Below are 25050 nucleotides of genomic sequence, written 5' to 3'. Positions count from 1 at the left end.
TTTATACCTAGACAACAGGCTTAGCTTTTCAATGAACCGCCTGAAGTACGAATCACGTCTTGATACCAGAAAAAGCTTTTCTTACGTTTACGTTCTAGCGTTCCTTGCCCATCATCATGACGATCGACATAGATAAAGCCGTAACGTTTGCTCATCTCAGCGGTTGAATTCGCGACCAAATCGATTGGCCCCCAGCTGGTAAAGCCCATCAACTCAACGCCATCCAGAATCGCTTCGTGTGCTTGCACAAGGTGGTCGTTCAAGTAAGCGATGCGGTAATCATCTTGAATCTCACCGTTTTCATCGATTTCATCACGTGCACCTAAGCCGTTTTCTACGACAAACAGTGGTTTTTGGTAGCGATCGTGAAGGAAGTTCAGCAGAATGCGCAGGCCTTTTGGATCGATCAACCAGCCCCATTGGCTCTTCTCAAGATATGGGTTTGGTACGCTATCGACGATGTTACCTACTTCCTTCTGTTTCGGGTCTGCACTTGCACAGCCACTTGCGTAGTAGCTGAATGAGATGAAATCGACACTTGCCGATGCAATTTCTTCTAAGTCGCCTGCTTCCATCTGAATTTCGATGCCGTTTTCACGGAAGTAACGCTTCATGTAGCCAGGGTACTGACCACGTGTTTGCACATCACCGAAGAACAACCACTTGTTGTTTTCATGCATTGCTGCCAGCACGTCATCAGGATTACAGGTGTATGGGTAGTTGATTGCGCCAAGCAGCATGTTACCAATCTTGCCGTTTGGTACGATTTGCTGACACAGTTTTACCGCTTTTGCGTTTGCGACTAGCTGGTGGTGAATCGCTTGGTAAATATCTTGTTCATTGGCGTCTTCTTGCAAACCAACACCAGTAAATGGTGCGTGTAGAGACATGTTGATTTCGTTGAACGTTAACCACAGCTTCACTTTGTCTTTGTAGCGTTCCAGCACTGTGCGAGCATAACGTTCGAAGAATTCGATGACGCGACGATCGCCCCAACCGCCATAGTTTTCAACCAGTGCGTAAGGCATTTCGTAGTGAGATAAGGTCACGAAAGGTTGGATGTTGTGCTCGGCAAGTTCGTCAAAAATTTTATCGTAGAACGCCAAACCTTCTTCGTTCGGTTCTAACTCGTCCCCGTTCGGGAAGATGCGGCTCCAAGCTAAAGATAGGCGCAGACAGTTAAAGCCCATCTCTTTGAACAGCGCGATGTCTTCTGGATAGCGATTGTAGAAGTCGATCGCCACGTCTTTGATACCCGGTGTACGCTCTTCACGGGTTTGATGCGGACTCAAAATACCGTTTGGCAGCATGTCTGATGTCGATAACCCTTTACCCCCAAGGTTGCACGCCCCTTCTACTTGGTTTGCAGCAATGGCACCGCCCCAAAGAAAATGTTCAGGAAACTTAATCATGTTTCTCACTCTTTATCGTTCGGAAGTTATTCGTCTTATTTGCTTGAGAATAGTGTAGGTCAAGGAGGGATTCTTGTATCGAGATCGTGTTTTTCTCAAACAGCGGGGATGCCTAGTTCTAATGATGATTTTGTAATCAATATCACCTTAGGCTGATTTGAACAATAAAGTGAAAGTCAGCCCATTTTGTTCATTCTTATGCACAGTAATTTGTCCGTTCATATCACGCATATTGTTGGCCGTAATCGCTAAACCCAGCCCCAATCCTTCACCAATTTTCTTTGAGGTTTGGAAGGGTTCGAACATGGATTCAAGCATCTCATCCGACACGCCGCAGCCATTATCACTGATGATCAGTTCGACCTGATTGCTGGTTGGGTTGACGATCAAGCTGAGCTGCGGGTTGGTGGTATTGTTCATTGCGTCTAGCGCATTCGAGACAAGATTACCGAGCACCTGAAGCAGTCGTTGTTCTTCACCCATGATATTAGGTAAATCATGAGGAACGCGCACACGCACATCCACCTTGTCTAATTGGGATTGATAAACGCGTAAGGTCTCTTCGAGTGCGGAGGTAAGAGAAATCGCCTGTAGGCTTTCTGGTTTGTTGTAGGCGAACGTCTTTAACTGACTGGTCATGCTTGCCATGCGATCAATCAGCTTCTGGACCAATACGTTGTTGGCTTTCATCATCTCGGTTTCACCGCGTTCCGCTAGTAGCTCGTTCGTGGTGAGCAGGGTGCGCAAGCCCGTCAGTGGCTGATTGAGCTCATGAGTGATCGCGCTCGACATGCGACCCAAAGCGGCCATTTTGCTCGATTCAATTAATTGGCTTTGTGCTTCTTTTAGCGCTTGAGTACGCTCTTCTACCCGCTGCGCCAGTTCTTGGTTGACCTGTTGCAGTGATTGCTCGGCTTTTTTCCGCTTGCTGATGTCGATGATCGTCGCAAGGAAATACTGCTCGCCATGCCAAGGGAAACTGGTTAGCGAGAACAAGACAGGGAAGACGCTTCCGTCACTGCGTCTGGCAATGGTTTCGACCGTGCTGATCTCTGCGAGCTCTTTATGTTTAGGTAAATCCTTGAGCAACTTAAGTGTGGTGGAATTGGGATTGCCTGCGTCGAATAATTCCCAAGCAAAAGCATGTCGATTGACGCTTTCTGGTAAACAGAACAAACGCTTCGCCATTGGGTTGAGATCGAACAGTTGACCTTGTTCATCAATCAATAGCAAACCAACGTGGGTCTTATTGATCATCTGTTTCAAGCGGCGTTGGGACTCTTCCAGCAGGGCTTGAATTCGTTGTTGGTTGATGTGTTTTTGGCGACGTTGTAGACCAATGATGACGAGTAATACAACCAACAAGAGCAGCGTCGCTACGCTCCAACCAATCACGTTGATGGTTTGTTGAATCGGCTTAGAAGGGGTGAGGTAGCTGACGTACCAATTCAAATCATCCAATTTAACGGTGTGCGCAAAGTAGCGTTGCTGGTTGAGCGTCCACACACTGATGTTGGTGTTGTCGTATAAGCGCTGCGTTTCTAACTGAACGGTGTTGCTCGGTTCGTTAAACCAGTCAGCGTTATAGAGCGAGCTACTCGATAGGAAAAAGCGTTGCTGGCGATTTTGCAACGTAATGATGTCTTGGCTAGTAATGGTCTGTTCGGTTAATAAGCTAAGGTTGATTTGCACCACCACAATGCCAGCGATATTCAGACCATTGTAGATAGGGGCTGCAAGATAATACAACGGGCTCGAACCTTTGGTTTTGTTCACCAAGGAAACACCGCCGCCTTGATTGTGAATTTGTTCCACAATGGCTTTTCGGTCAGACAGGCTAAAGCGCTCTTCGATCAAACTTGAGACCAATACTTCGCCAGAGTTAGACAGGATTAGCCAACCTTCCGTATTGGCGGCTTTATCGAGTTGAGTCAGCTGGGTTTGCAACGGCTCGTAATAAGTCAGATTCCCTTTCACAAACGCGATGGTTTCTGGATTGTTGGTGACGAGGTAAGGCAGGTGATAGAAGCGTTTAAGTGCACGACGAACTTCACCAATATAGTCGAGCAGTTTTTGTTGAGCTTCGGTTTGAGTTTGTACACTCAACCACTGACGGGCAACCTCTCTGCTGGCGCTATAGCAAGACAACATCAGCACTGCCGCAATTGCGACCACAAGCCATGTTTTGCCATTCCTTTTGCGCTGCATACTGACTCCATTCAGCTAATGCGTTCTCATCGACAGTCATTAAAGAGTGCGCCTAACTGGTTGGATGTTAAAGACTTGTAAGTAAGAAGTGAGATCTAGCTCCTTTTCTCCTCAGTGGTTTTTGCTACCGTTAATAAAGAGCGATTTCTTTCCTACCCCATAAAGCAGGCAGTAACTCATGGCTTTTGACGACATCCCTAAAATTGCACTTATCGAAGACGATGACATTGTTCGTCAGGCTACCAGCCAATGGCTGCAACTGGCAGGGTTTGACGTGACCGCATTCAGTTTAGGCGAAGAGGGCAAAGCGGCCATTCTTAGCCAAGAATTTGATGCGATTGTCAGTGATGTTCGCCTGCCAGACACCGATGGTTTGTCGATACTAGAAAGCCTGATTGCCAATCACATTCCAACGCCAGTTATCTTGATCACCGGACATGGTGACGTTGATATGGCGGTAGGCGCATTACAAAACGGTGCGTTCGATTTTATCGAGAAACCTTTCCAACCGGAGCGCTTATCTCAACGTGTGACCGAAGCGGTTGAGAGTTATCGCGCACAAACGTCTACTCAAGATCGTCAAGAGTACCTTTCTAGCGTTAGCGGCTTAGAAGAAGTGTTGATTGGGCGAAGCCGAGTTATGCAACAGCTTAGAGAACAAGTAGCCAAGTTAGCGCGCATTGATACTAACGTGATCATTTACGGCGAAACCGGTTGTGGTAAAGAGCTAGTAGCGACCAGTTTGCATAATGAAAGCCAACGTAGAACCCATCATTTTGTGCCAATCAACTGTGGCGCGATTCCTGAGAACCTGTTTGAAAGTGAGCTGTTTGGGCATGAAGCTGGAGCATTTACCGGAGCGGGTAAAAAGCGCATTGGTAAATTGGAATACGCGGATAAAGGCACCTTGTTCTTTGATGAAATCGAGAGTATGCCGCTGTCGATGCAGGTGAAAGTGTTGCGTTCATTACAGGAACATACAGTAGAGCGCGTTGGGGGCAATCAGCAGATCTCAGTTGATTTGAGAGTGATCGCCGCCGCGAAAGAAGATCTCAATGATCATGATGAGTTTCGTCAGGATTTGTATTATCGACTCAATGTGGCGCAGATCTATTTGCCACCGCTACGTGAGCGAGAAGAAGACGCGTTGATCTTGTTTGAACACTTTGCTCTGAAAAGTAACCCTGAGAGTCGTCCACTGAGTGAAGCTGATAGAAAGGCCATTCTTGCTTACTCTTGGCCTGGTAACGTACGTGAGCTTAGGAATGTAGCGATGCGTTTTGCATTGGATGAAACCGTCTCCGTGATGGAAATTATCTCCAGTCGACCATCCTCAACAACCGAAGAGACGCATGCGGGCGTGCCGTTGGCGATTCAGCTACATAACTTTGAACGTAAGGTGCTACATGATTCTTTAGTCAGGCATCATGGACGCATCAATGAGGTGATGCAGGAGTTGGATTTACCACGTCGAACCCTTAACCAAAAGATGCAGAAGTTTGGTTTGAATCGCTCCGACTATACTTAGTGCGATTTCTAGCTAATGTAAAATCATTGGCATAACAAACACGTTATGCGCTTTTGGCTGGAGCTGGGACAAACTTATAATTTAGGTCTTTCCCTTCTCCAAACAAGGTAACGAGGTTCCTTCCAGTATGTTTAGAGCTATATAGCGCTTCGTCTGCTTCAGCAAGCGCCTCTTGAAGTGATTGCCCCTCAGATAACTGACTGATACCAAAGCTCATGGTCACTTCAGTTTTAAATGATTGCAAAGCGGTTTCAGTTTCGACCGCAAGGCGAATTTGCTCTGCGAAAATTTTGGCTTGCTGTGCTTTTTCGAGCAAAACAATCATGAACTCGTCACCACCAAATCGCACAATGCAGGCTGACTCAGGAAGATGCTTTTTAAAAATAGTGGAGATCGTTGCCATGACGGAGTCGCCAACCGTGTGACCATAGTGATCATTAATCGCTTTGAACTTGTCTACATCAGTCATAATAATGCTGATTGCTTGGCTTTTTTTATGTGCTTTATTAACCAAGTTTGGAACGATTTCTTCCATGGCTCGACGATTATATAGCCCTGTGAGTGCATCTAAATGAGAGAGATCATTAATGGATTGCACCAAGCGTCCGTTAATTAACCACAGCATACTAAAGCTCAAAGCAACGATCAGGCAGATGCTAAATAAGAAAGTCAGCTGATGGATAAGGCCTGCGACCATAAAGCTTGGTAACTCACCTGAAAAAGTACTCCAAAGCGCCCTAAATCCCATAAAAAAACTAAATCCAAAGAAAGAGTAAGCCATTGCTTTAACAGGGAGCTTTAAGTCCTTTTGGGTACCTTTAAGCATAGCGACACCACTAAAGAAGGTGACGATACAAATATACATGCTCAGATAAATAATACGGCTTTTGATAGAAGGATCATGGAAGGTGAAATAGTAAAATGAACCACTGAAAACAGGTGTTAACAAGGTGAGACAGTGAGCCAATTTTAAAGGGTATTGACGAAAAATGCTTACGCTATATAGCGTAAGCAAGAAGCCGACTAATATGAGAGTGTTGGCTATGACGATGGTCAGCCAGTCTGGCGCAGAGCCTCTAAAGCCAAGTAAAAAAGGGCCTAAACCAATGAACAGTAGTGATATCGAGAAGGTTTTTAAGCCTTTGACTCTACCCTGAGTGTATTGATAACAAAGCAGACTAATAGAGTAAATGCAAGAGAACAGAATAACGATAAAGTTCAGTGTTCTGATGTCTAGATACTGATTATCCATAGGCGACCCATATCAATCTTTCATTCAGGCAACTCCTTTGCCTGATATCAATAAGCGAGCTACATAGTAACTCACTTATTGAGCGATGTCTTATGTTAAATGGCTATTCATTCACCAGCTCGAATTGTTCGGTTTGGTTGGTTTTCGTCGTAAACAGCAGACCAACAATCATCATAAATACGCTAGGCATAATCCAGCTAGCAAAGTCATTGTACAGAGGCATGTAATTACCCATCCACTCATCGGTGGAATCTGGCATGTAACCTAGGATGTGCAGCGCATCAACACAACCAAACGTTAAAGCAGTGAACGCCGTCGCTACCACCATGATTTGTGACATCTTGTTGCGCACTGGTGCCATGACCATCAACGCAATCGCGACTGGGTGAAGCGCCACAACCGCTGGCAATGTGATAGCCAATAGTTGCTCTAGACCTACGTTAGCGATCAAACCTGCCAATACCATGGTCGTGATAACGCAGCCTTTGTAGTTCACTTTGCTGAAAGTGTTGTCGTAGAACTCACTGCCTGCGGTGGTTACGCCGATAGCAGTAGTCAAACACGCCAATACCATCACGGCCCCTAGTAATAGTGAGCCAAATGCGCCGAAGTGGCTAAAGGTGAATGCCGTTAAGATGTCGCCACCGTTACTGAATTCAGAGCCTAAGTATGAGCTTGTTGAGCCAATGTAAGCCAATGAGATGTAAACAAATGCCATGGCAACCGCGTACATTAAAGCAGCAATTAGTGTGTATTTTGCAGTGGCTTTCGGGCTATCCACACCCATGCTGCGAATCGCGCGGAAGATAATCCAACCAAAACCGATAGAACCTAGCGCATCCATGGTCATGTAGCCTTGGGTCAAGCCTTCAGCAAATGCACCAGATAGGTATGGTCCCGTTGCGGCAGTTAGCTCACCTGCAGGAGAAACCAAAGCCGTCACAGACATGATGATCAAGATTGCCATCAAGGCAGGCGTTAAGATCTTGCCTAGGTTGTCGACCAATTTACCCGGATATAGGGCAAATAGAATGGTGATAGCACAGAAGGCAATAGTGAAAGGCACCAAAGCTGCATCACCAAACATTGGCGCAAAGCTAAATTGGTAAGCCACGGTAATTGCACGTGGGATCACGAACGCAGGGCCAATCACGATAAACACCATCACCCAAAAACTGGTCGCCAAAGGTTTAGGTAGGGCAGCGGTTAATTTGTCTGAACCGTTTACGATAGCCACCATCACCAGTGCCATCGCAGGCAGACCTACACCCGTCAAGAGGAAGCCAGACATCCCGCTCAGAAAGTTTTCACCTGCTTGGTAACCCAAAAATGGAGGGAAGATCAGGTTACCCGCGCCTAAGTACATGGCGAAAGTCATGAAGCCCAAAGCGGCGATATTGCGTGCGCTTAACATTGTTATTCCTCTTATGTTTCGCTTGGAAGAAACTGAAAGGAATGGGAGGAGTATGTGGTGTTCCCGTCAGCTTCTTCTCAAGCTGACAGAAAGTTTAGATATAGCCTGTCAGCTCTGAATCAGTTTCAGAGAGAGCAGGAGGATCGCAGCAGCAACGCCAGATGGGCGTTTTAAAGCGAATTGTAATTGCGCAGTTGCTGACATGGGTGATCCTTAAAGACGAAAAAATACCAAGGAATACGTTTGCCTTGGCGTGTTGTTACACTAACGAACATAGGGCCATTGGCACAACCCCGAAGTAGAAAATAAGTTGATACGGTCAATGTTTATTTCTGAACTGGTGGATCGAGCTGCTTTTTAAATTAAAAATTAGAATAAATGACTTTTCATTTTTGTAACATGGCTTTCTTTGCTGTATTTTTGTGCTATTTGTAGTCGTTTAGGCTATAAACCTCAGCTGATAAACTGAGCAGTTTAGAATGATGCGCTTTTTCTTCTTATTGTTAAGACGCTCATTAGTTGCAATTCAATCCAAAATTGCATCGGCAAAATATTGCTTATTAGTGAATCGTGCATTTATTTTGTCTTGATCACATTTTATTAACCTTTTGCGATCTAGGCGTGCAACCTTCTCCTCTTCAATGAGCAAGATCTTGCTCATTACTTTGCTATCAAATCAGCATGATTTTGCTCATTTTTGATGTCTTTCAGCTCTTAGTTCAATAAATACAAAGGGTTAAAAGTTGGCATTTCAATTGCTCTAGGGAATGTGTTGTTAATAAAGGTTTAACATGATGTAAATCCCCAATGGTGAAACGACTACACGGAGAGTAATAATGAAAATGAATAAGCTGGTAAAAGCTTTGGCTGTCGCTGTGACTTCTTTTGGTATTGCTGCTAACGCTGCGGCAGAAGATCGTAGCTATATTCTTGCAACGGCATCGACAGGTGGTACTTACTACCCTGTGGGCGTAGCGTTGGCGACGTTAAGCAAAGTGAAGTTGGCACCAAAGCACCACTTCTCCCTTTCTGCAATCAGCTCTGCGGGCTCTGGTGAAAACGTTAAACTGCTGAATGAAAACGAAGCACAGTTCGCGATTCTACAAGGTCTTTACGGTGCGTGGGCTTGGTCTGGTGAAGGTCCTTATGAGAAGAGCGGTCGCCAAGAACAACTGCGCTCAGTCTCTATGCTTTGGCAAAACGTTGAGCACTTTATTGTTCGCTCTGACCTAGCAAAAACGGGCACAGTGACTGATCTGAACAACCTAGATGGCAAGAAGTTCTCTATCGGTAAGAAGAACTCAGGTACTGAGAACTCTGGTCGCCAAATCATGAAAGGTCTGAAGGTCGACCCTGATAAATTCAATCTTGCTTACATGGGTTACGGCGGCAGTGCGAGCGCACTTCAAAACGGCACCATTGACGGCATGAACACGCCTGCGGGTGTACCTGTTGGTGCGGTCACTCAAGCTTTTGCTGCGTTGGGTAAAGACATTTCGATTCTTTCGTTTACTGACGAACAAATCAAAGAGGCGAACGGCAATTACAACCTATGGACGAAGTACGAGATCCCAGCGAACACGTACCCAGGGCTAGATAAGCCGATCACCACCATTGCACAGCCAAACTTCTTGGCAGTTCGTGAAGATATCTCGGAAGAAGACGTTTACCAGCTAACCAAAGCGATCTACGAGAACCTGCCTTTCCTACAAGGCATCCACAAAGCAACAAAAGCAATGGCGATTGAGAAAGCGATCGCTGGCTTGCCAGTGCCTCTTCACCCAGGTGCGGTGCGTTACTACAAAGAAATGGGCATCGAAATCCCATCAGACCTAATGGCGAAATAACGCCAACTTCGCCCCGAGTTTCGGCTCGGGGCATTTTATCCCTACCGATTTCTAAGATGGAAAAAGCCGCCAGAGCTTGGAGTATGAGATGAGCGACTCAATAGAAAAGGAATTGCAGAAGTTTGAGCTGCCCACGCGCACTGATTTTCCGTGGGTAACCACCACAATCACAGTGTTTGGCGTGGTGTTGTCTGCTTTGCACATTTGGTTTAATACCTTATCGACGTTACCAGAGTTATGGATTTCCGCGACCCACTTTGCTGGCTTTGCGGTGATTTGTGCGCTTTGGTATCCGGCTCATATCTCTCTCAAGCAGAGTAAGCTTGCACTCGGCATCGATGTGTTAATTGCTATGGGCGCGGTCGCGTGTTTGCTCTACATTCCCTATGCCGAAGATGCGCTGTACGAACGTGGCGTGAAGTTCGTGACCAGCGATTGGGTCTTCGCCATCATGGCAATCCTGATTGTGATTGAGCTGATCCGACGCACCATGGGCTGGTTTATTCCTGTGCTGATTGTGGTGTGTCTGAGTTACGTTGTGCTTTGGGGTGAGTGGGCGACAGGTATTTTCCATTTCCCGGGTTTGAGCATGGAAACCTTGCTCTACCGTAGCTTCTATTCTTCTGAGGGCATGTTTGGTTCTATCTCGCGCATCAGTTGGACTTTCGTATTCATGTTCATTCTGTTTGGTGCGTTTCTTGTGCGCTCTGGTGTCGGTGATTACATCATCAATGTGGCACGTGCTGCGGCTGGTAAAATCATCGGTGGTCCCGGTTTTATCGCAGTGATTGGCTCGGGATTGATGGGCTCAGTATCTGGATCTAGTGTGGCAAATACGGTTTCAACTGGTGTTATCAGTATTCCTTTAATGCAAAAAGCAGGTTTCCCTTCGCGCTTTGCAGCGGGCGTTGAAGCTGCGGCGTCGACAGGTGGTCAGCTGATGCCACCAGTGATGGGCGCGGGCGCTTTCATCATGGCGTCTTACACGCAAATTCCTTATGTCGATATCATCGCGGTTTCTTTCATTCCTGCTCTTATCTATTTCTTGTCCGTGGCGTTCTTTGTGCGTATTGAAGCCAAACGCAGCGGCGTTCAAAAAATCACGACAAGTGATGAATCTCTATTAAAAGTGCTGATCAGCGGTTGGCACAACCTTATCCCACTGGCGGTATTGGTCACTTTGTTGGTTCAAGGTTTTACACCGACTTACGCTGCAGGTTTGTCAATCATTTCTGTGGTGGTGGCTTCTTGGTTCTCGAAAGATCATAAGATGGGACCAAAAGCGATCATCGAAGCGCTATCGCAAGGTGCAAAGAACATGGCGACAACCGCCGTATTGCTGGTGGGTATCGGTTTGGTGATCAACGTGATCAGTACAACTGGCATCGGCAACACCTTCTCACTGATGATCGACGGTTGGGCGAATGGCGACTTGTTCATCATGATCGTTCTGATTGCGCTCGCTTCTCTTGTTTTAGGTATGGGTTTACCTGTGACAGCGGCGTATATTGTATTGGGTACTCTGTCTGCCCCTGCGCTTTACAAGTTAATTGCCGAAAACCAATTGCTTGAATTGATGGTGTCGGGTCAATTGCCTGAACAAGCAAAAGCTATCTTCATGTTGGCGGCGCCAGAAAAGTTGGAACTGCTTAATGCACCAATGGCGTTGGAAACCGCGAAAGAAATGGTGGCGCTAGTACCTGCGGACTTTATGGAAACCCTACTAGAGCAAAGTTTGGGTATGGAAGCGGTAGGCTTGGCATTGCTGGCTGCTCACCTCATCATCTTCTGGTTATCGCAAGACAGTAACGTAACGCCTCCAGTGTGTTTGACCGCATTTGCAGCGGCAACCATCGCGAAAACACCTCCAATGCGTACCGGCCTGATGGCGTGGAAAATCGCTAAAGGTTTGTATCTTGTACCGCTACTTATTGCCTATACAGGCTTGGTCAGTTGGGATGTGACGTCGGTAATTACCGTAGGCTTCTTTGCCATCATCGGTACCTATGCATTGATTGGTGCGATTGAAGGCTACTTGGAAGGTCCTCTAAACATTCTGACGCGTCTCTTGTTGGTAGTGGTGGGTACATTGCTGGTTTGGCACGATATCCCAATGTTGGTTCGTGTGGCAAGCTGCGCGGTATTTGTCGCGGTGTTCATTTACAGTGGTCGCAAGTTCAAATTGCAACAATCTCAACTATCGGTTTTATAAGAGGTCGTATGAAATCAGTCTATGACTACATCATTGTTGGTGGCGGTATCGTTGGTGTGTCGACAGCATGGCAACTACAGCAACGTCATCCAGACAAATCCATTTTATTGGTTGAGAAAGAGTCCGGTTTTGCCCAGCACCAAACCGGACACAATAGCGGCGTGATTCATGCCGGGGTGTACTACGCACCGGGCAGCTTAAAAGCGGATTTTTGTAAGCGTGGGGTAGAGCGAACCATTTCGTTCTGCGCCGAGCACGATATTCCGGTGGAGAACTGTGGCAAGTTACTGGTTGCGACCAATGAGCAAGAAGTCGAACGCATGAATGCCCTCTATGAGCGCTGCCATGTCAACGGCATCGACGTAAAGCTACTCGATGAAGTTCAACTTAAACTGGCTGAACCAAACATCACGGGATTGGGCGCGATTTATGTCAAAACCACCAGTATTGTGGACTATCGTTTGGTCACTGAGCAGATGGCGGAAGAGTTCAAAAAGCTCGGCGGTCAAATCAGCTTGAGAACCAAAGTGGTGGCTGCCGAAGAGAAGGACGAAGAAGTTCAACTGACCTGTATTTCAGACGGTCAAACCATGCAGCTCAATGCTAAGTTCTTGGTTACTTGCAGCGGCTTGATGGCGGATCGCATGACGAAGATGATGTCTATTCCGACCGATTTCCAAATCATCCCTTATCGTGGTGAATACTACCGCTTAGATAGCAAACACGACCAAGTGGTGAATCATCTTATTTATCCAATTCCCGACCCTGATTTGCCATTCTTGGGCGTCCACCTGACTCGCATGATTGATGGCAGTGTGACCGTAGGTCCAAATGCGGTGCAAGGCTGGAAGCGAGAAGGGTACGACAAGGTTAACTTCAGCTTGCAAGATACCATGCAAATGCTGAGCTTCTCCGGTTTCTGGAAGGTGACACAAAAGCATCTAAAAACCGGATTGGATGAGTTTAAGAACTCGTGGTGGAAGCCGGGCTATCTCAAGCTGGTCAATAAATACTGCCCAAGCATCAAGGTAGACGATCTCAAACCATATCCTGCGGGTATTCGTGCGCAAGCGGTGTTATCCGACGGAACCTTGGTTCATGACTTCTTGTTTGCCGAAAGCGCCAGAAGCCTGCACGTTTGCAACGCCCCCTCTCCAGCAGCGACATCTGCAATGCCTATTGGAGAGTACATTTGCGATAAAGTAAATGAGAAGATAGAGGCGAAAACCGAGACGGTTTAACAGTAAAAAGCCATGTTAAAATATATGAGCGAAAAGAATGCTTTTCTAGAATATTGACTGGTATGTTATTTGCCGCACAATAATGTAATTAGTATGTAAGAAATGGTTTTAAAATGTCGTAATACAATGTCAACTTCAAATTTTATAGGTGATTTTTTGTTCTTTCAGTTTTAATCTTCATCAGATGGAGGGACTATGATTACAAAACAGCACCTTAGAAAAGTATGGAAGAATGAAACTAAAGTTTCAGAAGACTATTTAGTGATTATAAGCAAAGAACTTTCTATGAAGATCTCTGAATGTAAGTTAGACAGTGAACTGAGACTGTCACACTTTGTCGCTCAATTAGCAAAAGAGGTTGGTCCTGGAATGAGAATGGAGGAAAACCTGAATTATTCAGTTCAAGGATTGAAAAGCACTTTCAGAGTCTATCGGAATAGGCCGGCGTTAGCTGAAAAGCACGGGAGAAAAAATGCCATCAATCAAAAAGCAAACCAAGAAGCGATAGCAAATAATGCCTATGCCATGAAAATAGGCAATGGTGATGCAAGTACCGGAGATGGATGGAAATATCGCGGTAGAGGAATGATACAGTTAACAGGGAAAGGAAACTATTTAGCGACAGAAAGCATACACGCAAATATTTGGAACGAAAATACGAGTTTCTCTTCTTCGCCTCAGTTAGTTGCTCAACCTAAATATGCCATCAGGACTGCTATGATTTTTTGGCTGAAGAATAAGCTATATTTAAAAGCCGATAAGGGAGCATCTAGAACGGTGACTGATAGTATTACTAGGGTTATTAATAAAAATACAGATTCATATGGACAACGACATGAGATATTTACCGAACTGTATAAAAAAGGCATTTTCAAAGAAATTTTTAAGTAGGGCTTTTGGAGCTTGTTTGATAGTACATTACCCTGCATTTTCCTTTCAGTTAACTAGTGTCGACGATGGTTATTTGCTGACTGATAATAAGTTTGAATCGGATTATATGGTATATACTCCGGGCGCGAAGGAAGCGGAAATTACTGATGCATATGACTTCACTTGTGTTGGTAGCAAAATCGAAGTGGTTAAAGTTAGAAGTGAAATTAACAATGCCGTGACTCATGGAGAGCAGCTCCAATATTACTTTTTTCTTGTTACTGAGAATAAAGCTTACTGGCCACTTAGAATTGTTGAATCTTTCCAGACCGTGGACAAAGATTCCCAGGAATTAGTGTCAGAACATTTACCTTTCACAAAAAATGATGACCTTGGGTTAGCTTGTGATTTAGTTAGGCCTCAGGTTGAAAGCTATTACTTTTCCCAAGCTTTTGAAGCGATACCTAAACATACCAACAATAAAGGCGACTGAATCAGTCGACTTTATTGTGTCGTAAAGTTGTAGTGTCTATTGCTATTTAGGGCAGAGTTCCCCTTTCTTGGCGTGTCTTTCTATCATGTAATCGCCTCGGGCACTGTGCAATACAATTGCATTCCAGACCTGACCATCTTGCAACTCGAACTCAAACGCATAATGGGTGCCGCCGACCATTTTCGTTCTCACCTCATGAATTGCTTTCAATTTATCATCGGCATTCATTTGATAAAGCACCATGTTGAGTGAGCGTCTGGCGTCAGGAGTTGCTTCAGCAAGTTGCCAATGGCCCTGCTCGTCTGTTGCGGAGCAAATAGACCGCATTTTACTTTTCATGACGGATGACATCTGCTTGTCTACGGCCAATGCATTTGGTGAAAACAGTGGAACCGTCAAAAGAATCAAAGTTACCAGAAACCGCTTTAAGGTCATAAAAACACTCCGTTGTTTTACTCTTGCTTGAGTATAGACCTCAATGGCTTCAGATGTGGTGCAGTAGACTCTGGGCCTACAATATCGCAGTTCGTATCAACGAACTGATGATAAACAAGGCGACCACGCTTGCCAGCCAAATGCCAATGAACCACAAAATGGGTTTTAGTTTCATCAGTGATATCCTTCTCCACGTTTCATCTTGCCGCGGAAAACCCAGTACGAATAAGCCGTGTAGGCTATGATCAGAGGAAGTAATACCACCGCACCGGCAAGTAAAAATGCCAAACTTTTGTCTGGCGCGGCGACGTCTTGATAAGTGAGTGCGAATGGGACCAAGTAAGGGAATGTACTGACACCGAAACCCATCGCGGACACAAGAAACAGGCCGATCGCAAGAACGTAGGCTCGGACGGCTTTGTGGTCGAGTAAGGCTTTGAATAACTGCCAAATAAGTGCCGCAGTAATAATTGGTAAAATGAAAAACAGTAGCGAGTTTGGTAATGAGAACCAACGTTCAAAGACGATATTTTGGCTCAATGGCAGCCACAAACTGGCGATGAATATACAGGCTACCATCGCTAGTCCCCATCGTCGCGCGACCACGTAATAGCGCCCCATCAGCTCTTCTGGAAGCTTGATTAATAACCAGCATGAACCGAGCAGAATATAAGCACAAACAAGCGCCAGGCCACAAAATACGCTAAATGGTGAAAGCCAATCAAACCATCCACCTGCGTATGCTCGTTCACTAACCTCTATACCTTGGAGCAGGGTTCCGAGCATAATGCCTTGCATCAATGCCGCGGTGAGTGAACCAATGAAAAAAGCGCTATCCCATAAAAACTTTCCGCGTTGTGTTCGGAAGCGATACTCAAAAGAAACCCCGCGCAGAATTAACCCGAGCAGCATTAAAATCAGGGGAGCATAGAGTGCTGGCATAATGACCGCGTAGGCGAGGGGGAACACGGCAAAAAGCCCACCACCGCCAAGAACTAGCCAAGTTTCATTCCCATCCCAAACAGGAGCGATGCTGTTCATCATCATGTCGCGCTCTTCATCGTCATTAGCGCTGAGGAATAGGATACCAATACCGAGATCAAAGCCATCTAACACGACATAAATCAGAACGGCGAGCCCAATCAAAGCGTACCAAATTAATGCGTAATCCATGAGTTAGCTCCTAGGTTAGATGGTTAGAATGTGTGATGGCATCGGTTTTCGTGCCATCAGGAAGTCGGCTATCTAGGCCTTCTTCATATCGAGTTGGAGACTTACGCATCAAACGTAGGAGATAGAAGAAGCCAGCTCCAAAAACCACAAAGTAAACCACGATGAACGCCGTCAGGGAGACGCTCACCGCGGCGGCATCAATAGGCGATGCCGAATTGGCTGTGGTTAAAAGACCGTATACGGTGTAAGGCTGTCGACCGACTTCGGTAGTTATCCAGCCTGCTAAAACTGCAATGAACCCCGCTGGGGCAAACAGGACACAAATACGTTGAAGTGCCCTTGAATCAAAAAGTTTGCGACGTTTTCTTAGCCAAAGGCTCCACAAACCAATAACAAGCATGCCAAAACCAAGCGCGACCATTACTCGGAAAGACCAGAAAACGATAGAGACAGGAGGGTGTTCCTCCTCTGGAAAAGCATCTAATCCCTTCACTTCACCGTTGAGGTCATGAGTTAAGATCAAACTACCGAGTTTGGGGATTTCCAGTGCGTATTCCATGCGTTTTTCTTCATCGTTAGGGATACCGAAGAGGATCAATGGCGCGCCTTGGTGAGACTCATAGTGCCCTTCCATCGCGGCGACTTTGGCGGGTTGATGTTCAAGGGTGTTTAAACCATGCATGTCTCCAGCAACGATTTGAATTGGTGTCACGATGGCAGCCATCCACATTGCCATCGAGAACATAATTCTGGCAAGAGGGTTATGGTTTGCTTTTAGCAAGTGATAAGCGGCAACGCCGGCTACAACAAAAGCAGTAGTAAGGTAAGCGGCGAGCAACATATGAACGAGCCGGTAAGGGAAGGAAGGGTTGAAGACAATCGCCCACCAGTCTTCTGGGATAAACTGTCCGGCTTCGTTGATACTATAGCCCGCTGGTGTTTGCATCCAACTATTAACCGAAAGTATCCAAAACGCAGACAAAAACGTCCCGAATGCAACAATACAAGTCGCGGCGAAGTGAAGCTTCTTACCCACCTTATCCATACCGAAAAGCATCACGCCTAAAAACCCCGCTTCGAGGAAAAACGCAGTAAAAACTTCATAACCCATTAGTGGGCCTAGGATTGGGCCTGTTTTGTCGGCAAACACGCTCCAGTTAGTACCGAATTGATAGCTCAACACGATGCCACTCACCACACCCATACCAAAACTGATGGCAAAGATTTTGAGCCAGTACTTATAGATTTGCATGTACTGTTTGTTGCCCGTTTTTAAGTACAAGCCCTCTAATACAGCGAGATAACTTGCCAAACCAATCGTAAAAGCTGGAAAAATAATGTGGAAAGAGACAGTAAAGGCAAATTGGAATCTAGCTAGGTCAATGGCGAGTGTGTCCATGAGCGGTCCCTTTTTCGTTGGATAAACTGTTCGCCGGATTTAAAGAGGAGACAGAAGAGTGGCGAACAAGGTGAAATACGAAGAAGGAAGACGAAGAGATTAAAAAACGATCGCTTTTTACACATGTGCGTACCATCTTTTAAATAAAGGAGGAGTGTTATGAGCCTTAAAGATTACTTTGAGAAAGCGACACCTAAGTTTGGTCCAGGTGGGAAGTATCACAAGTTCTACCCACTTTTCGAAGCTGTCGAAACCATTTTTTACACGCCTGGTAAGGTAAACCAGGGCATGACTCACGTTCGAGATAGCATTGATTTAAAACGTATTATGATCATGGTGTGGTTGGCGGTCTTCCCTGCCATGTTCTGGGGTATGTACAACATAGGCCAGCAAGCGAGTGATGCCTTGTTGTATGGAATGGATCAAGCCTCAGCTCAGCAAGCGCTTGTTTCTTCATGGCAACTGAGTTGGGTATGGGGCTCGTTAGATGCGGTCTCACAAGCGGGGTGGGGAAGTAAAATGTGGCTTGGTGCTACTTACTTTCTCCCGGTTTATGCGACGGTGTTTATCGTTGGTGGTTGCTGGGAAGTTCTGTTTGCTATTGTGCGAAAGCATGAGGTGAACGAAGGTTTTTTTGTCAGCTCTGTACTCTTTGCGCTGATCCTTCCCCCGACAATTCCACTATGGCAAGCGGCTTTAGGTATCACTTTCGGTATTGTTGTGGCGAAGGAGATTTTCGGTGGTACTGGACGAAACTTCCTAAATCCAGCTTTAGCAGGGCGCGCGTTCTTATACTTTGCCTATCCTGCCAACATGTCCGGTGGTGCCGTGTGGGTCGCGGCTGATGGTTACTCTGGCGCTACTCCACTTAGCCAATGGTATGAAGGAGGGCAAAGTGCTTTGATAAATAATATGACGGGAGAGCCAATTTCATGGGGAGATGCTTTTGTTGGTAATTTACCAGGCTCGATGGGTGAAGTCTCCACGTTGTTGATCGCACTAACAGGCTTGGTTCTCATCTTTATGAAGATTGCATCGTGGAGAATTGTTGCGGGCGTGTTGGTCGGTTTAATCGGATCTTCATTACTATTGAATGCGATCGGTTCAGACTCTAACCCCATGTTCTCCATGCCGTTCTACTGGCACTTCGTGATTGGTGGGGTTGCGTTTGGTACCTTCTTTATGGCGACAGACCCTGTCTCGGCAGCTTTTACCAATAACGGGAAATGGGCATACGGACTATTAATCGGTGTGATGACGATTTTTATCCGAGTGCTGAACCCGGCTTATCCAGAAGGCATCATGTTAGCGATTCTATTTGCTAACTTATTCGCGCCACTTTTCGATTACCTAGTCAAAGAAAGTAATATCAAACGCAGAATGAAAAGGGCGAGACCTTCTTAAAATGAGGGTGACCTCACTGAAAATTGATTGAAAACTGCACTATATTGAAAAGGTCAGAGACATAGGGTTTCTGACTTTTTATTTTTATCAGGAGGACGAAGACGATGAGAATAAAGGATATTCTCGATAGCCGTTTGGTGCTGTCGTTCTGGTATAACCTAGACTACTGCTTGTCTCTTCTTAGTAAAATCTCTTCTCGTTGATTTCCTCAATGCAATTGCATTGAAAAGCATTCTATCTATTTGTTTTTTAGTCTTACGTGAAACTGCGTAGGGCAATGCGTATAAGGAAATTAACAATGAAACGTATTCCAGAACCTTTCCGTATCAAAATGGTTGAGCCAATCAAAATGACGACTTTGGCAGACCGTGAAGTCGCGTTAAAAGAAGCGGGCTATAATCCATTTCTTCTTCGTAGTGATGATGTTTATATCGATTTGCTGACTGACTCTGGCACTGGTGCCATGAGTGATAATCAGTGGGCTGGCATCATGATGGGGGATGAATCCTATGCGGGGAGTCGAAATTACTACAACCTGTGTGATGCAGTGGAGCACTTCTTCGGTTATAAGCTCACCGTGCCTGCACACCAAGGGCGTGGTGCCGAGCAAATTTTGTTCCCAGCCTTGATTGAGCGTATGCGTCAGGTGCGTGGTGGCGAAACGCCAGTATTTATCTCGAACTACCATTTTGATACCACAGCGGGTCACATTGAACTCAATGGCGGTAAAGCGATTAACGTGGTAACGGAAGAAGCATTCGACACCACTACGCCTTATGATTGGAAGGGCAATTTTGATATCGATAAGCTGGTGGCAACAATTGAAGCGCACGGTTCGCATAACATTTGTGCAATTATCACCACGATTACTTGTAATAGCTCCGGTGGTCAGCCTGTGTCGATGGAAAACATGCGCAGTGTGTACGAGATTGCAACCAAGTACGATATTCCAGTGGTGATTGACTCGGCTCGTTACTGTGAGAACGCCTACTTTATCAAGCAGCGTGAAGCGGGTTACGAGAATAAATCGATTCTGGAAATCATCCGTGAGATGTACCAGTACGGTGATATGCTCACCATGTCAGCTAAGAAAGACCCGATGGTAAACATTGGTGGCATGTGTTGTATTCGTGATCATAAGGAGTTGTTCCAGGCGGTGCAGACGCGCTGCGTACCCATGGAAGGATTTGTAACATACGGCGGCATGGCTGGGCGTGATATGGAAGCGCTCGCTCGCGGTTTGTATGAAGCCGCGGACGAGGATTTTCTTCACTATAGAATTAGCCAAGTTCAATACTTAGGTGAGCGCTTACGTGAAGGCGGTATTCCGATTCAATACCCAACGGGTGGTCATGCGGTGTTTGTGGATGCCGCTAAGATTTTGCCACATATTCCAGCGGATCAGTTTCCTGCGCAGGTATTGTGTAATGCTTTGTACTTGGAAGCGGGTATTCGAGCAGTAGAGATAGGATCGTTGCTGCTTGGTCGAGATCCGGAAACGGGTAAACAAAAAGTGTCAGAGCTTGAGTTGATGCGTTTGACCATTCCACGTCGTGTCTACACAAACGATCATATGGATTACATTGCGGATGCGATTATCGAACTGAAAAATCGTGCACATGAGTTAAAAGGGCTCACTTTCGAGTACGAGCCACCAGTGCTGCGCCACTTTACTGCTCGATTTAAAGAGATCGATTAACTCAAGTTTAAATCTAGATAAGCAAAAGGCCGCGAGTTTCACGGCCTTTTTCGATTCGTTTATTTCTTAGCGTTACAGTTACGCTAACTCTAATGTGATGCGAACGAACTGGTCGTCTTGATACTGCACTTCATAATTGAAGGTACCACTGGCGTAAATGCTGCCAAGGAAAAGTGAGCGTTGACTCATTGGTCCGCGGAACAGCATCGAAATAGGAGCGATTAGGGCGTTATTATCATCGAAGTGCTGATTTAAGTTCTCAGAAAGCACACACAGCAAACAGCCGTGTTGGTCGTGAGATAAGTCGACGTCTTCCGGTCGCGATAATAACACGGTAGTCCCCAGTTTCTTCTCAATCTCGTTGATCAGCAGCAAGTAGCTATCTAGATCGGGTTGAGGATTTCTGGGTTTGTCTGCACCGACGCAGCGCTCGAGTAATTCTTCCAGATTTCCGTTCTCACCTTTTGCCTGCTGAGTCAAAGATTTTAACGGCTTTTTAATCAGCTTATAGCGATTACTCTTCAGTTTTGGTTTCAGCCATTTCTGAAGTAAGTCATTACGTTCTTTAAGGGAGAGGCCATGCGAGGACGCGTGAATTTTAAAGTGCAGGTGTAATAAAGCGTGAACCGCAAGCTCACTCAGAAGTTGGTTAGCATCTGTAGACTGTCTTGCCTGCTTAGAACTTTGCATTACACTCGAACAAAATTAGGGAAGAAGGATAATGGTGCCGAGAGAGGGACTCGAACCCTCACACCAAAGGCACTAGCACCTCATGCTAGCGTGTCTACCAATTTCACCATCTCGGCATCATGATGCTCTGAATACTCAGAGGCCTCGAAAGAAGCAACGCGAATTATAACCAAAATCCACCTGTTGGCGAGAGCAAAATGACGAATTTTGGCTCTTTCGAGTTTGATTGCATATTTATTGGTCACTTTTATGTTTTTTACCATCAACGCCTATCCTTATGCCCTTACTTTTATTAATGGTATGACGACAAAAGAGTACTTTTGCCTAAATTTTGAACGCTTGAACGTTTGCGTAAATAAATGTGATGAATATCTCTTTTTGTTGGCTATACTTGCGTCCCGTTTAAGCGGGAATTAGGGTTTAGTTGTTCAAGACCCTTACCCATACAAGCCGTCACATGGAGCAGGCCAAGCAACATGCTCGCCAGCAGTGAATGACCCCACGGACCGGACCAGCTACGTTCAATTGCTTGTATAAGGTAAAAATAAGATGTCGAACTATTCGTTCTGTCTACATTCTGGATCTAAAAGTGAGTTATCACTCGCTGCGTTGTCCCTTTCTTCTGCCAATTCCTTTGGCTCTTTTTTCTTTTTCAACGTTTAGTAGGTCCAGCTCATGAGTGTTCTATTTAGTCTATTTGGTATTGTTGCACTGCTAGGTTGTGCTTTCCTACTTTCTGAGGGTCGTTCTTCCATTAATTGGAAAACTGTATCTCGCGCCTTGATGCTACAAATGGGGTTTGCTGCTTTGGTGCTCTATTTCCCGTTGGGTCAAGCGGCGCTGGCGAGTTTAAGTAATGGTGTCGCGGGGCTACTCAGCTTTGCTGATGAAGGGATTAAATTCCTCTTTGGTGACCTCGCTTCTTCTGGCTTTATCTTCGCTATCCGTGTCCTTCCTATCATCATCTTCTTCAGTGCTCTTATCTCCGCCCTTTACTATTTGGGCATTATGCAAAAAGTGATTCAATTTATTGGCGGCGCTATCCAGAAGTTCTTGGGTACGAGTAAAGCAGAGTCTTTGGTTGCAACAGGGAACATTTTCTTATCTCAAGGCGAGTCACCACTTCTTATTCGTCCATTTCTTTCTAACATGACTCGCTCTGAACTGTTTGCCGTGATGGCTGGTGGTATGGCTTCAGTGGCGGGCAGTGTGCTTGGTGGTTATGCTGGTTTGGGTGTCGACCTCAAATACTTGATCGCGGCAAGCTTTATGGCAGCACCAGGTAGTTTGATGATGGCAAAAATCATCGTTCCTGAGCGTCAAACGCCAAGCGATTACAACAATATTGAGCTAGATAAATCAGAAGAAAGTAACGTTATTGATGCGCTAGCAAGCGGTGCCATGGGCGGTATGAAAGTTGCCGTTGCTGTTGGTACCATGCTTATCGCTTTCGTGAGTGTTATCGCGATGGTGAACACGGGGCTAGAAAACTTGGGCGAGATACTTGGTTTCTCTGGCGTAACGCTACAAGCGATTTTTGGTTATTTGTTTGCACCTCTAGCGTGGTTGATTGGTGTGCCAAGCCACGAAATCCTAGCTGCGGGTTCATACATTGGTCAGAAAGTGGTGATGAATGAGTTTGTTGCGTTTATCGATTTTGTGCAGCACAAAGCGACACTGTCTGAGCATACTCAAATTATTATCACTTTTGCGTTGTGTGGTTTTGCGAACATTGGCTCAATTGCGATTCAGTTGGGTTCTATCGGCGTGATGGCACCTGAGCGCCGCAAAGATGTTGCAAGTCTAGGCCTAAAAGCGGTTGCTGCTGGTACACTCGCTAACCTGATGAGTGCGTGCTTAGCGGGCATTTTTATCTCTCTCTAATTTAGATTGAAGATACACACTAAAAACCCGCCTAAATGGCGGGTTTTGTTATTTCTAAGGCTTGGGCATTAAGCCGTAAGGTATCGATTTAAAAGCCTCTGGGTGCTCTTGATAAGTTGGCGCTTTATGTACCCCTTTCCAATCGAGCAGCATGATGGCTAGCACGTTACGGTGTTCGCCGTACTTGAGATCAAAGTTACCGTCGACCGACGGAATCATCCCTTTTTCTGCGTTGATTGCGTGACGAATGGCTTGGCGGGTTTTCTTTACGACCGGATCATGGTCCAAGCCTGCTAACAAAAACGAAATGCCGACTTCCGCAATCACGTCTTCTTTGGCGCGCAGTAGGATAGTGTCGATGTTGTTGCGAAAGTAATCATAAATCCATTGGTGTTTCTTCTCGCTTACTCGCTCCTGATAATACTGTGAATCGGCAAAGATGATGTGCGTCATACCATAGAGTTTGTTCCAATACTGCTGAGCTGAAAGCATCTTATCTTTATCGTCGGGGTAGGTGTTCCGGAAGGTTTGAGTGAATTCCTCGACCACATCTTGCTCTCCTAGCTGACGAAGCCAGTATACTTGGTTTGCAAGCTGAGCTGCCCATGCCTCTATCATCTCTTTGTCCGTAACGTAACGCGAGAAATCGTAGCGCCTAATAATTTTTCTCAGCGTTTTGTCTTGTTTATGTTGTAGGCCATATTCGTTTGCTCTTGCCATTGCGCCAAGCAAATCCACACCAAGATAAAGGTACTCAGGATGGTGTTTAGTCACGGTATAGCGTCGCTGACCTCGTTCGGTTTCTTTCTCTTGATACGTGGTCAGCCTTTGAGATGAATAGAGAATGATGTCTTCTGGTTCAACGACTTCATTAGCAAATTGGTTTAACCGGCTGGCTACTTGTGCCATGTCGGTCCAAATGGCAGCGTGATATTTCTCATCTAATGTTTGGCGGTACATGCGTAAGCCAAAATGGCCCTCTTTAAACGCCGGGAAAGTGAACAGTTCTTGTTCGTAGGTACTACGAATCAACTGCGCTGATTGAGTATTATCGAGAAGCGGTACGTCTTCCTGTGATGCCTGAGCAGCAAAGGTAAGTGAGCAAGAGAGTAAGACCGCTAAGCTAAGAGGTTTAATACGCATAAATCCATTCCCTATGAAGTCCTGAACCTAAACCTACCATCAATATTAATTGAGAATGTAAAAGCTGAGTCAATAGTTAAAAATTTGCCTAAAAGTCAGGTTGATACGTTCATCTTTGGTTTTCGCGGTTTTTGGTACGCAGTGCTTCCAGTGATGCTGGAGCTCGCCAGCCATAATCAGTAAGGAGCCGTGAGAAAGCTCGCATTCAATCTCAGTTTTACAATGTAAATTTCTAAGCAAAAATCGACGTGTTTCACCTAAGTTCAAAGATGCGATAACAGGGTCTCTACCTAACTCTGGTTCATTATCTTGGTGCCAGCCCATTGAGTCTTGGCCGTGTCGATATAAGTTAGCGAGAACAGAATTAAAAGTGACATCAGCAACTGATTCACAACGCACTTTCAGCTGAGTTAACTCAGGAGTCCAAGGGTGAGGCTGCATGGTTAAGCCTGAGTAAGTATATGCTGCATCACCGTGCCACGCTTGTAAGCGAGGTTGAAGTACTGATTTGCCGAACATAGTAATGTGTTCTTGGTGCCATGGCAGTGTCTTTCGAAGTTGGTCAAAGTAATTATCCGCCTCAAGATGGTTAAGAAATTGAGGATCATAATAAAGCTTTCCTCTTTCTACTTCTTGCCATAGATCGCCGCCAAATAAATCGCCTTGTTGATGCATCATCTCACACCTAAAACATAAAAGTTGTCAATCACTGTTACCTTTCTGATTATGATTGGTTATTCTTGTGA

20 protein-coding genes and 1 tRNA gene are annotated in these 25050 nt (G+C 45.6%); 9 read left to right on the top strand and 12 right to left on the bottom strand.

Translation table 11 applies throughout. The annotated features are described in order from the left end of the window. Positions 1–20: 20 nt before the first annotated feature. On the bottom strand, positions 21–1412 hold the full coding sequence (locus R7035_RS05830) for a 6-phospho-beta-glucosidase (RefSeq protein ID WP_318146011.1): 1392 nt from the start codon (positions 1410–1412) through the stop codon (positions 21–23). Between the two features lie 147 nt (positions 1413–1559). Further along, entirely contained in the window at positions 1560–3620 is a 2061-nt protein-coding gene (locus R7035_RS05825; protein WP_215810458.1) for a sensor histidine kinase, read from the bottom strand. A gap of 178 nt (positions 3621–3798) precedes the next feature. Between R7035_RS05825 and R7035_RS05820 the strand changes: the two genes are divergently transcribed. Next, positions 3799–5148: a sigma-54-dependent transcriptional regulator gene (locus R7035_RS05820; RefSeq protein ID WP_085569250.1), complete on the top strand. Its 1350-nt coding sequence runs from the start codon at positions 3799–3801 to the stop codon at positions 5146–5148. 43 nt (positions 5149–5191) lie between these two features. Here the strand turns inward: R7035_RS05820 and R7035_RS05815 are convergent, their stop codons facing one another. Both R7035_RS05815 and brnQ read right to left on the bottom strand, forming a co-directional pair. Continuing rightward, positions 5192–6400 (bottom strand): GGDEF domain-containing protein, encoded by a 1209-nt coding sequence (locus R7035_RS05815; protein ID WP_054576191.1) that lies wholly within the window; start codon positions 6398–6400, stop codon positions 5192–5194. Positions 6401–6503: 103 nt separating this feature from the next. Beyond that, positions 6504–7814 (bottom strand): branched-chain amino acid transport system II carrier protein, encoded by a 1311-nt coding sequence (gene brnQ / locus R7035_RS05810; RefSeq protein ID WP_238852839.1) that lies wholly within the window; start codon positions 7812–7814, stop codon positions 6504–6506. 836 nt (positions 7815–8650) lie between these two features. Between brnQ and R7035_RS05805 the strand changes: the two genes are divergently transcribed. From R7035_RS05805 to R7035_RS05785, 5 genes are all read left to right on the top strand, one after another. Further along, positions 8651–9661 (top strand): TAXI family TRAP transporter solute-binding subunit, encoded by a 1011-nt coding sequence (locus R7035_RS05805; protein ID WP_017635521.1) that lies wholly within the window; start codon positions 8651–8653, stop codon positions 9659–9661. A gap of 88 nt (positions 9662–9749) precedes the next feature. After that, complete coding sequence (locus tag R7035_RS05800) at positions 9750–11873, top strand: TRAP transporter permease (protein ID WP_226083315.1); 2124 nt, start codon at positions 9750–9752, stop codon at positions 11871–11873. An 8-nt stretch (positions 11874–11881) separates the two neighbouring features. Next, positions 11882–13114: an L-2-hydroxyglutarate oxidase gene (gene lhgO, locus R7035_RS05795; RefSeq protein ID WP_053307131.1), complete on the top strand. Its 1233-nt coding sequence runs from the start codon at positions 11882–11884 to the stop codon at positions 13112–13114. Positions 13115–13309: 195 nt separating this feature from the next. Beyond that, positions 13310–14005, top strand: coding sequence for a glycoside hydrolase family 19 protein (locus R7035_RS05790; RefSeq protein ID WP_005374179.1), 696 nt, complete (start codon positions 13310–13312; stop codon positions 14003–14005). After that, positions 13950–14477, top strand: coding sequence for a hypothetical protein (locus tag R7035_RS05785; RefSeq protein WP_258490556.1), 528 nt, complete (start codon positions 13950–13952; stop codon positions 14475–14477). Before R7035_RS05790 ends, R7035_RS05785 begins: the two co-directional genes overlap by 56 nt. Before the next feature lie 42 nt (positions 14478–14519). Here the strand turns inward: R7035_RS05785 and R7035_RS05780 are convergent, their stop codons facing one another. The 3 genes from R7035_RS05780 to R7035_RS05770 form a co-directional block, all read right to left on the bottom strand. Then, on the bottom strand, positions 14520–14912 hold the full coding sequence (locus R7035_RS05780; protein WP_206957432.1) for a cystatin: 393 nt from the start codon (positions 14910–14912) through the stop codon (positions 14520–14522). Between the two features lie 174 nt (positions 14913–15086). Then, entirely contained in the window at positions 15087–16085 is a 999-nt protein-coding gene (gene cydB, locus R7035_RS05775) for a cytochrome d ubiquinol oxidase subunit II (protein WP_054574502.1), read from the bottom strand. Positions 16086–16095: 10 nt separating this feature from the next. Then, positions 16096–17484 carry a cytochrome ubiquinol oxidase subunit I gene (locus R7035_RS05770; RefSeq protein WP_017635517.1) on the bottom strand — a complete coding sequence of 463 codons (1389 nt, stop codon included), beginning with the start codon at positions 17482–17484 and terminating at the stop codon, positions 16096–16098. Between the two features lie 159 nt (positions 17485–17643). Here R7035_RS05770 and R7035_RS05765 point away from each other — a divergent pair, with 159 nt between their 5' ends. Together R7035_RS05765 and R7035_RS05760 are read left to right on the top strand one after the other, a co-directional pair. Beyond that, positions 17644–18888: an NADH:ubiquinone reductase (Na(+)-transporting) subunit B gene (locus R7035_RS05765; protein WP_318146010.1), complete on the top strand. Its 1245-nt coding sequence runs from the start codon at positions 17644–17646 to the stop codon at positions 18886–18888. Between the two features lie 298 nt (positions 18889–19186). Next, positions 19187–20587 carry a tryptophanase gene (locus R7035_RS05760; protein WP_053307136.1) on the top strand — a complete coding sequence of 467 codons (1401 nt, stop codon included), beginning with the start codon at positions 19187–19189 and terminating at the stop codon, positions 20585–20587. 78 nt (positions 20588–20665) lie between these two features. On the opposite strand, the gene R7035_RS05755 is transcribed toward R7035_RS05760, so the two are convergent. The 3 genes from R7035_RS05755 to R7035_RS05745 form a co-directional block, all read right to left on the bottom strand. Continuing rightward, positions 20666–21277: a DUF2913 family protein gene (locus tag R7035_RS05755; protein ID WP_005384170.1), complete on the bottom strand. Its 612-nt coding sequence runs from the start codon at positions 21275–21277 to the stop codon at positions 20666–20668. Positions 21278–21309: 32 nt separating this feature from the next. After that, positions 21310–21393, bottom strand: a tRNA-Leu gene (locus tag R7035_RS05750). Further along, positions 21358–21540 carry a hypothetical protein gene (locus R7035_RS05745; RefSeq protein ID WP_021035910.1) on the bottom strand — a complete coding sequence of 61 codons (183 nt, stop codon included), beginning with the start codon at positions 21538–21540 and terminating at the stop codon, positions 21358–21360. Before R7035_RS05745 ends, R7035_RS05750 begins: the two co-directional genes overlap by 36 nt. Positions 21541–21952: 412 nt before the next feature. On the opposite strand from R7035_RS05745, the gene R7035_RS05740 reads away from it, so the two are divergent. After that, on the top strand, positions 21953–23161 hold the full coding sequence (locus R7035_RS05740) for a NupC/NupG family nucleoside CNT transporter (protein WP_017635515.1): 1209 nt from the start codon (positions 21953–21955) through the stop codon (positions 23159–23161). 54 nt (positions 23162–23215) lie between these two features. Here the strand turns inward: R7035_RS05740 and R7035_RS05735 are convergent, their stop codons facing one another. Next, positions 23216–24304: a DUF3541 domain-containing protein gene (locus tag R7035_RS05735; protein ID WP_182015788.1), complete on the bottom strand. Its 1089-nt coding sequence runs from the start codon at positions 24302–24304 to the stop codon at positions 23216–23218. Between the two features lie 69 nt (positions 24305–24373). Continuing rightward, positions 24374–24979 (bottom strand): alpha-ketoglutarate-dependent dioxygenase AlkB, encoded by a 606-nt coding sequence (locus tag R7035_RS05730; RefSeq protein WP_318146019.1) that lies wholly within the window; start codon positions 24977–24979, stop codon positions 24374–24376. Positions 24980–25050 lie beyond the last annotated feature (71 nt).

Source organism: Vibrio sp. 1731, assembly GCF_033339955.1.
GTDB classification, from domain to species: Bacteria; Pseudomonadota; Gammaproteobacteria; order Enterobacterales; family Vibrionaceae; genus Vibrio; species Vibrio alginolyticus.
This window is presented reverse-complemented; position numbering and strand designations above follow the sequence as displayed.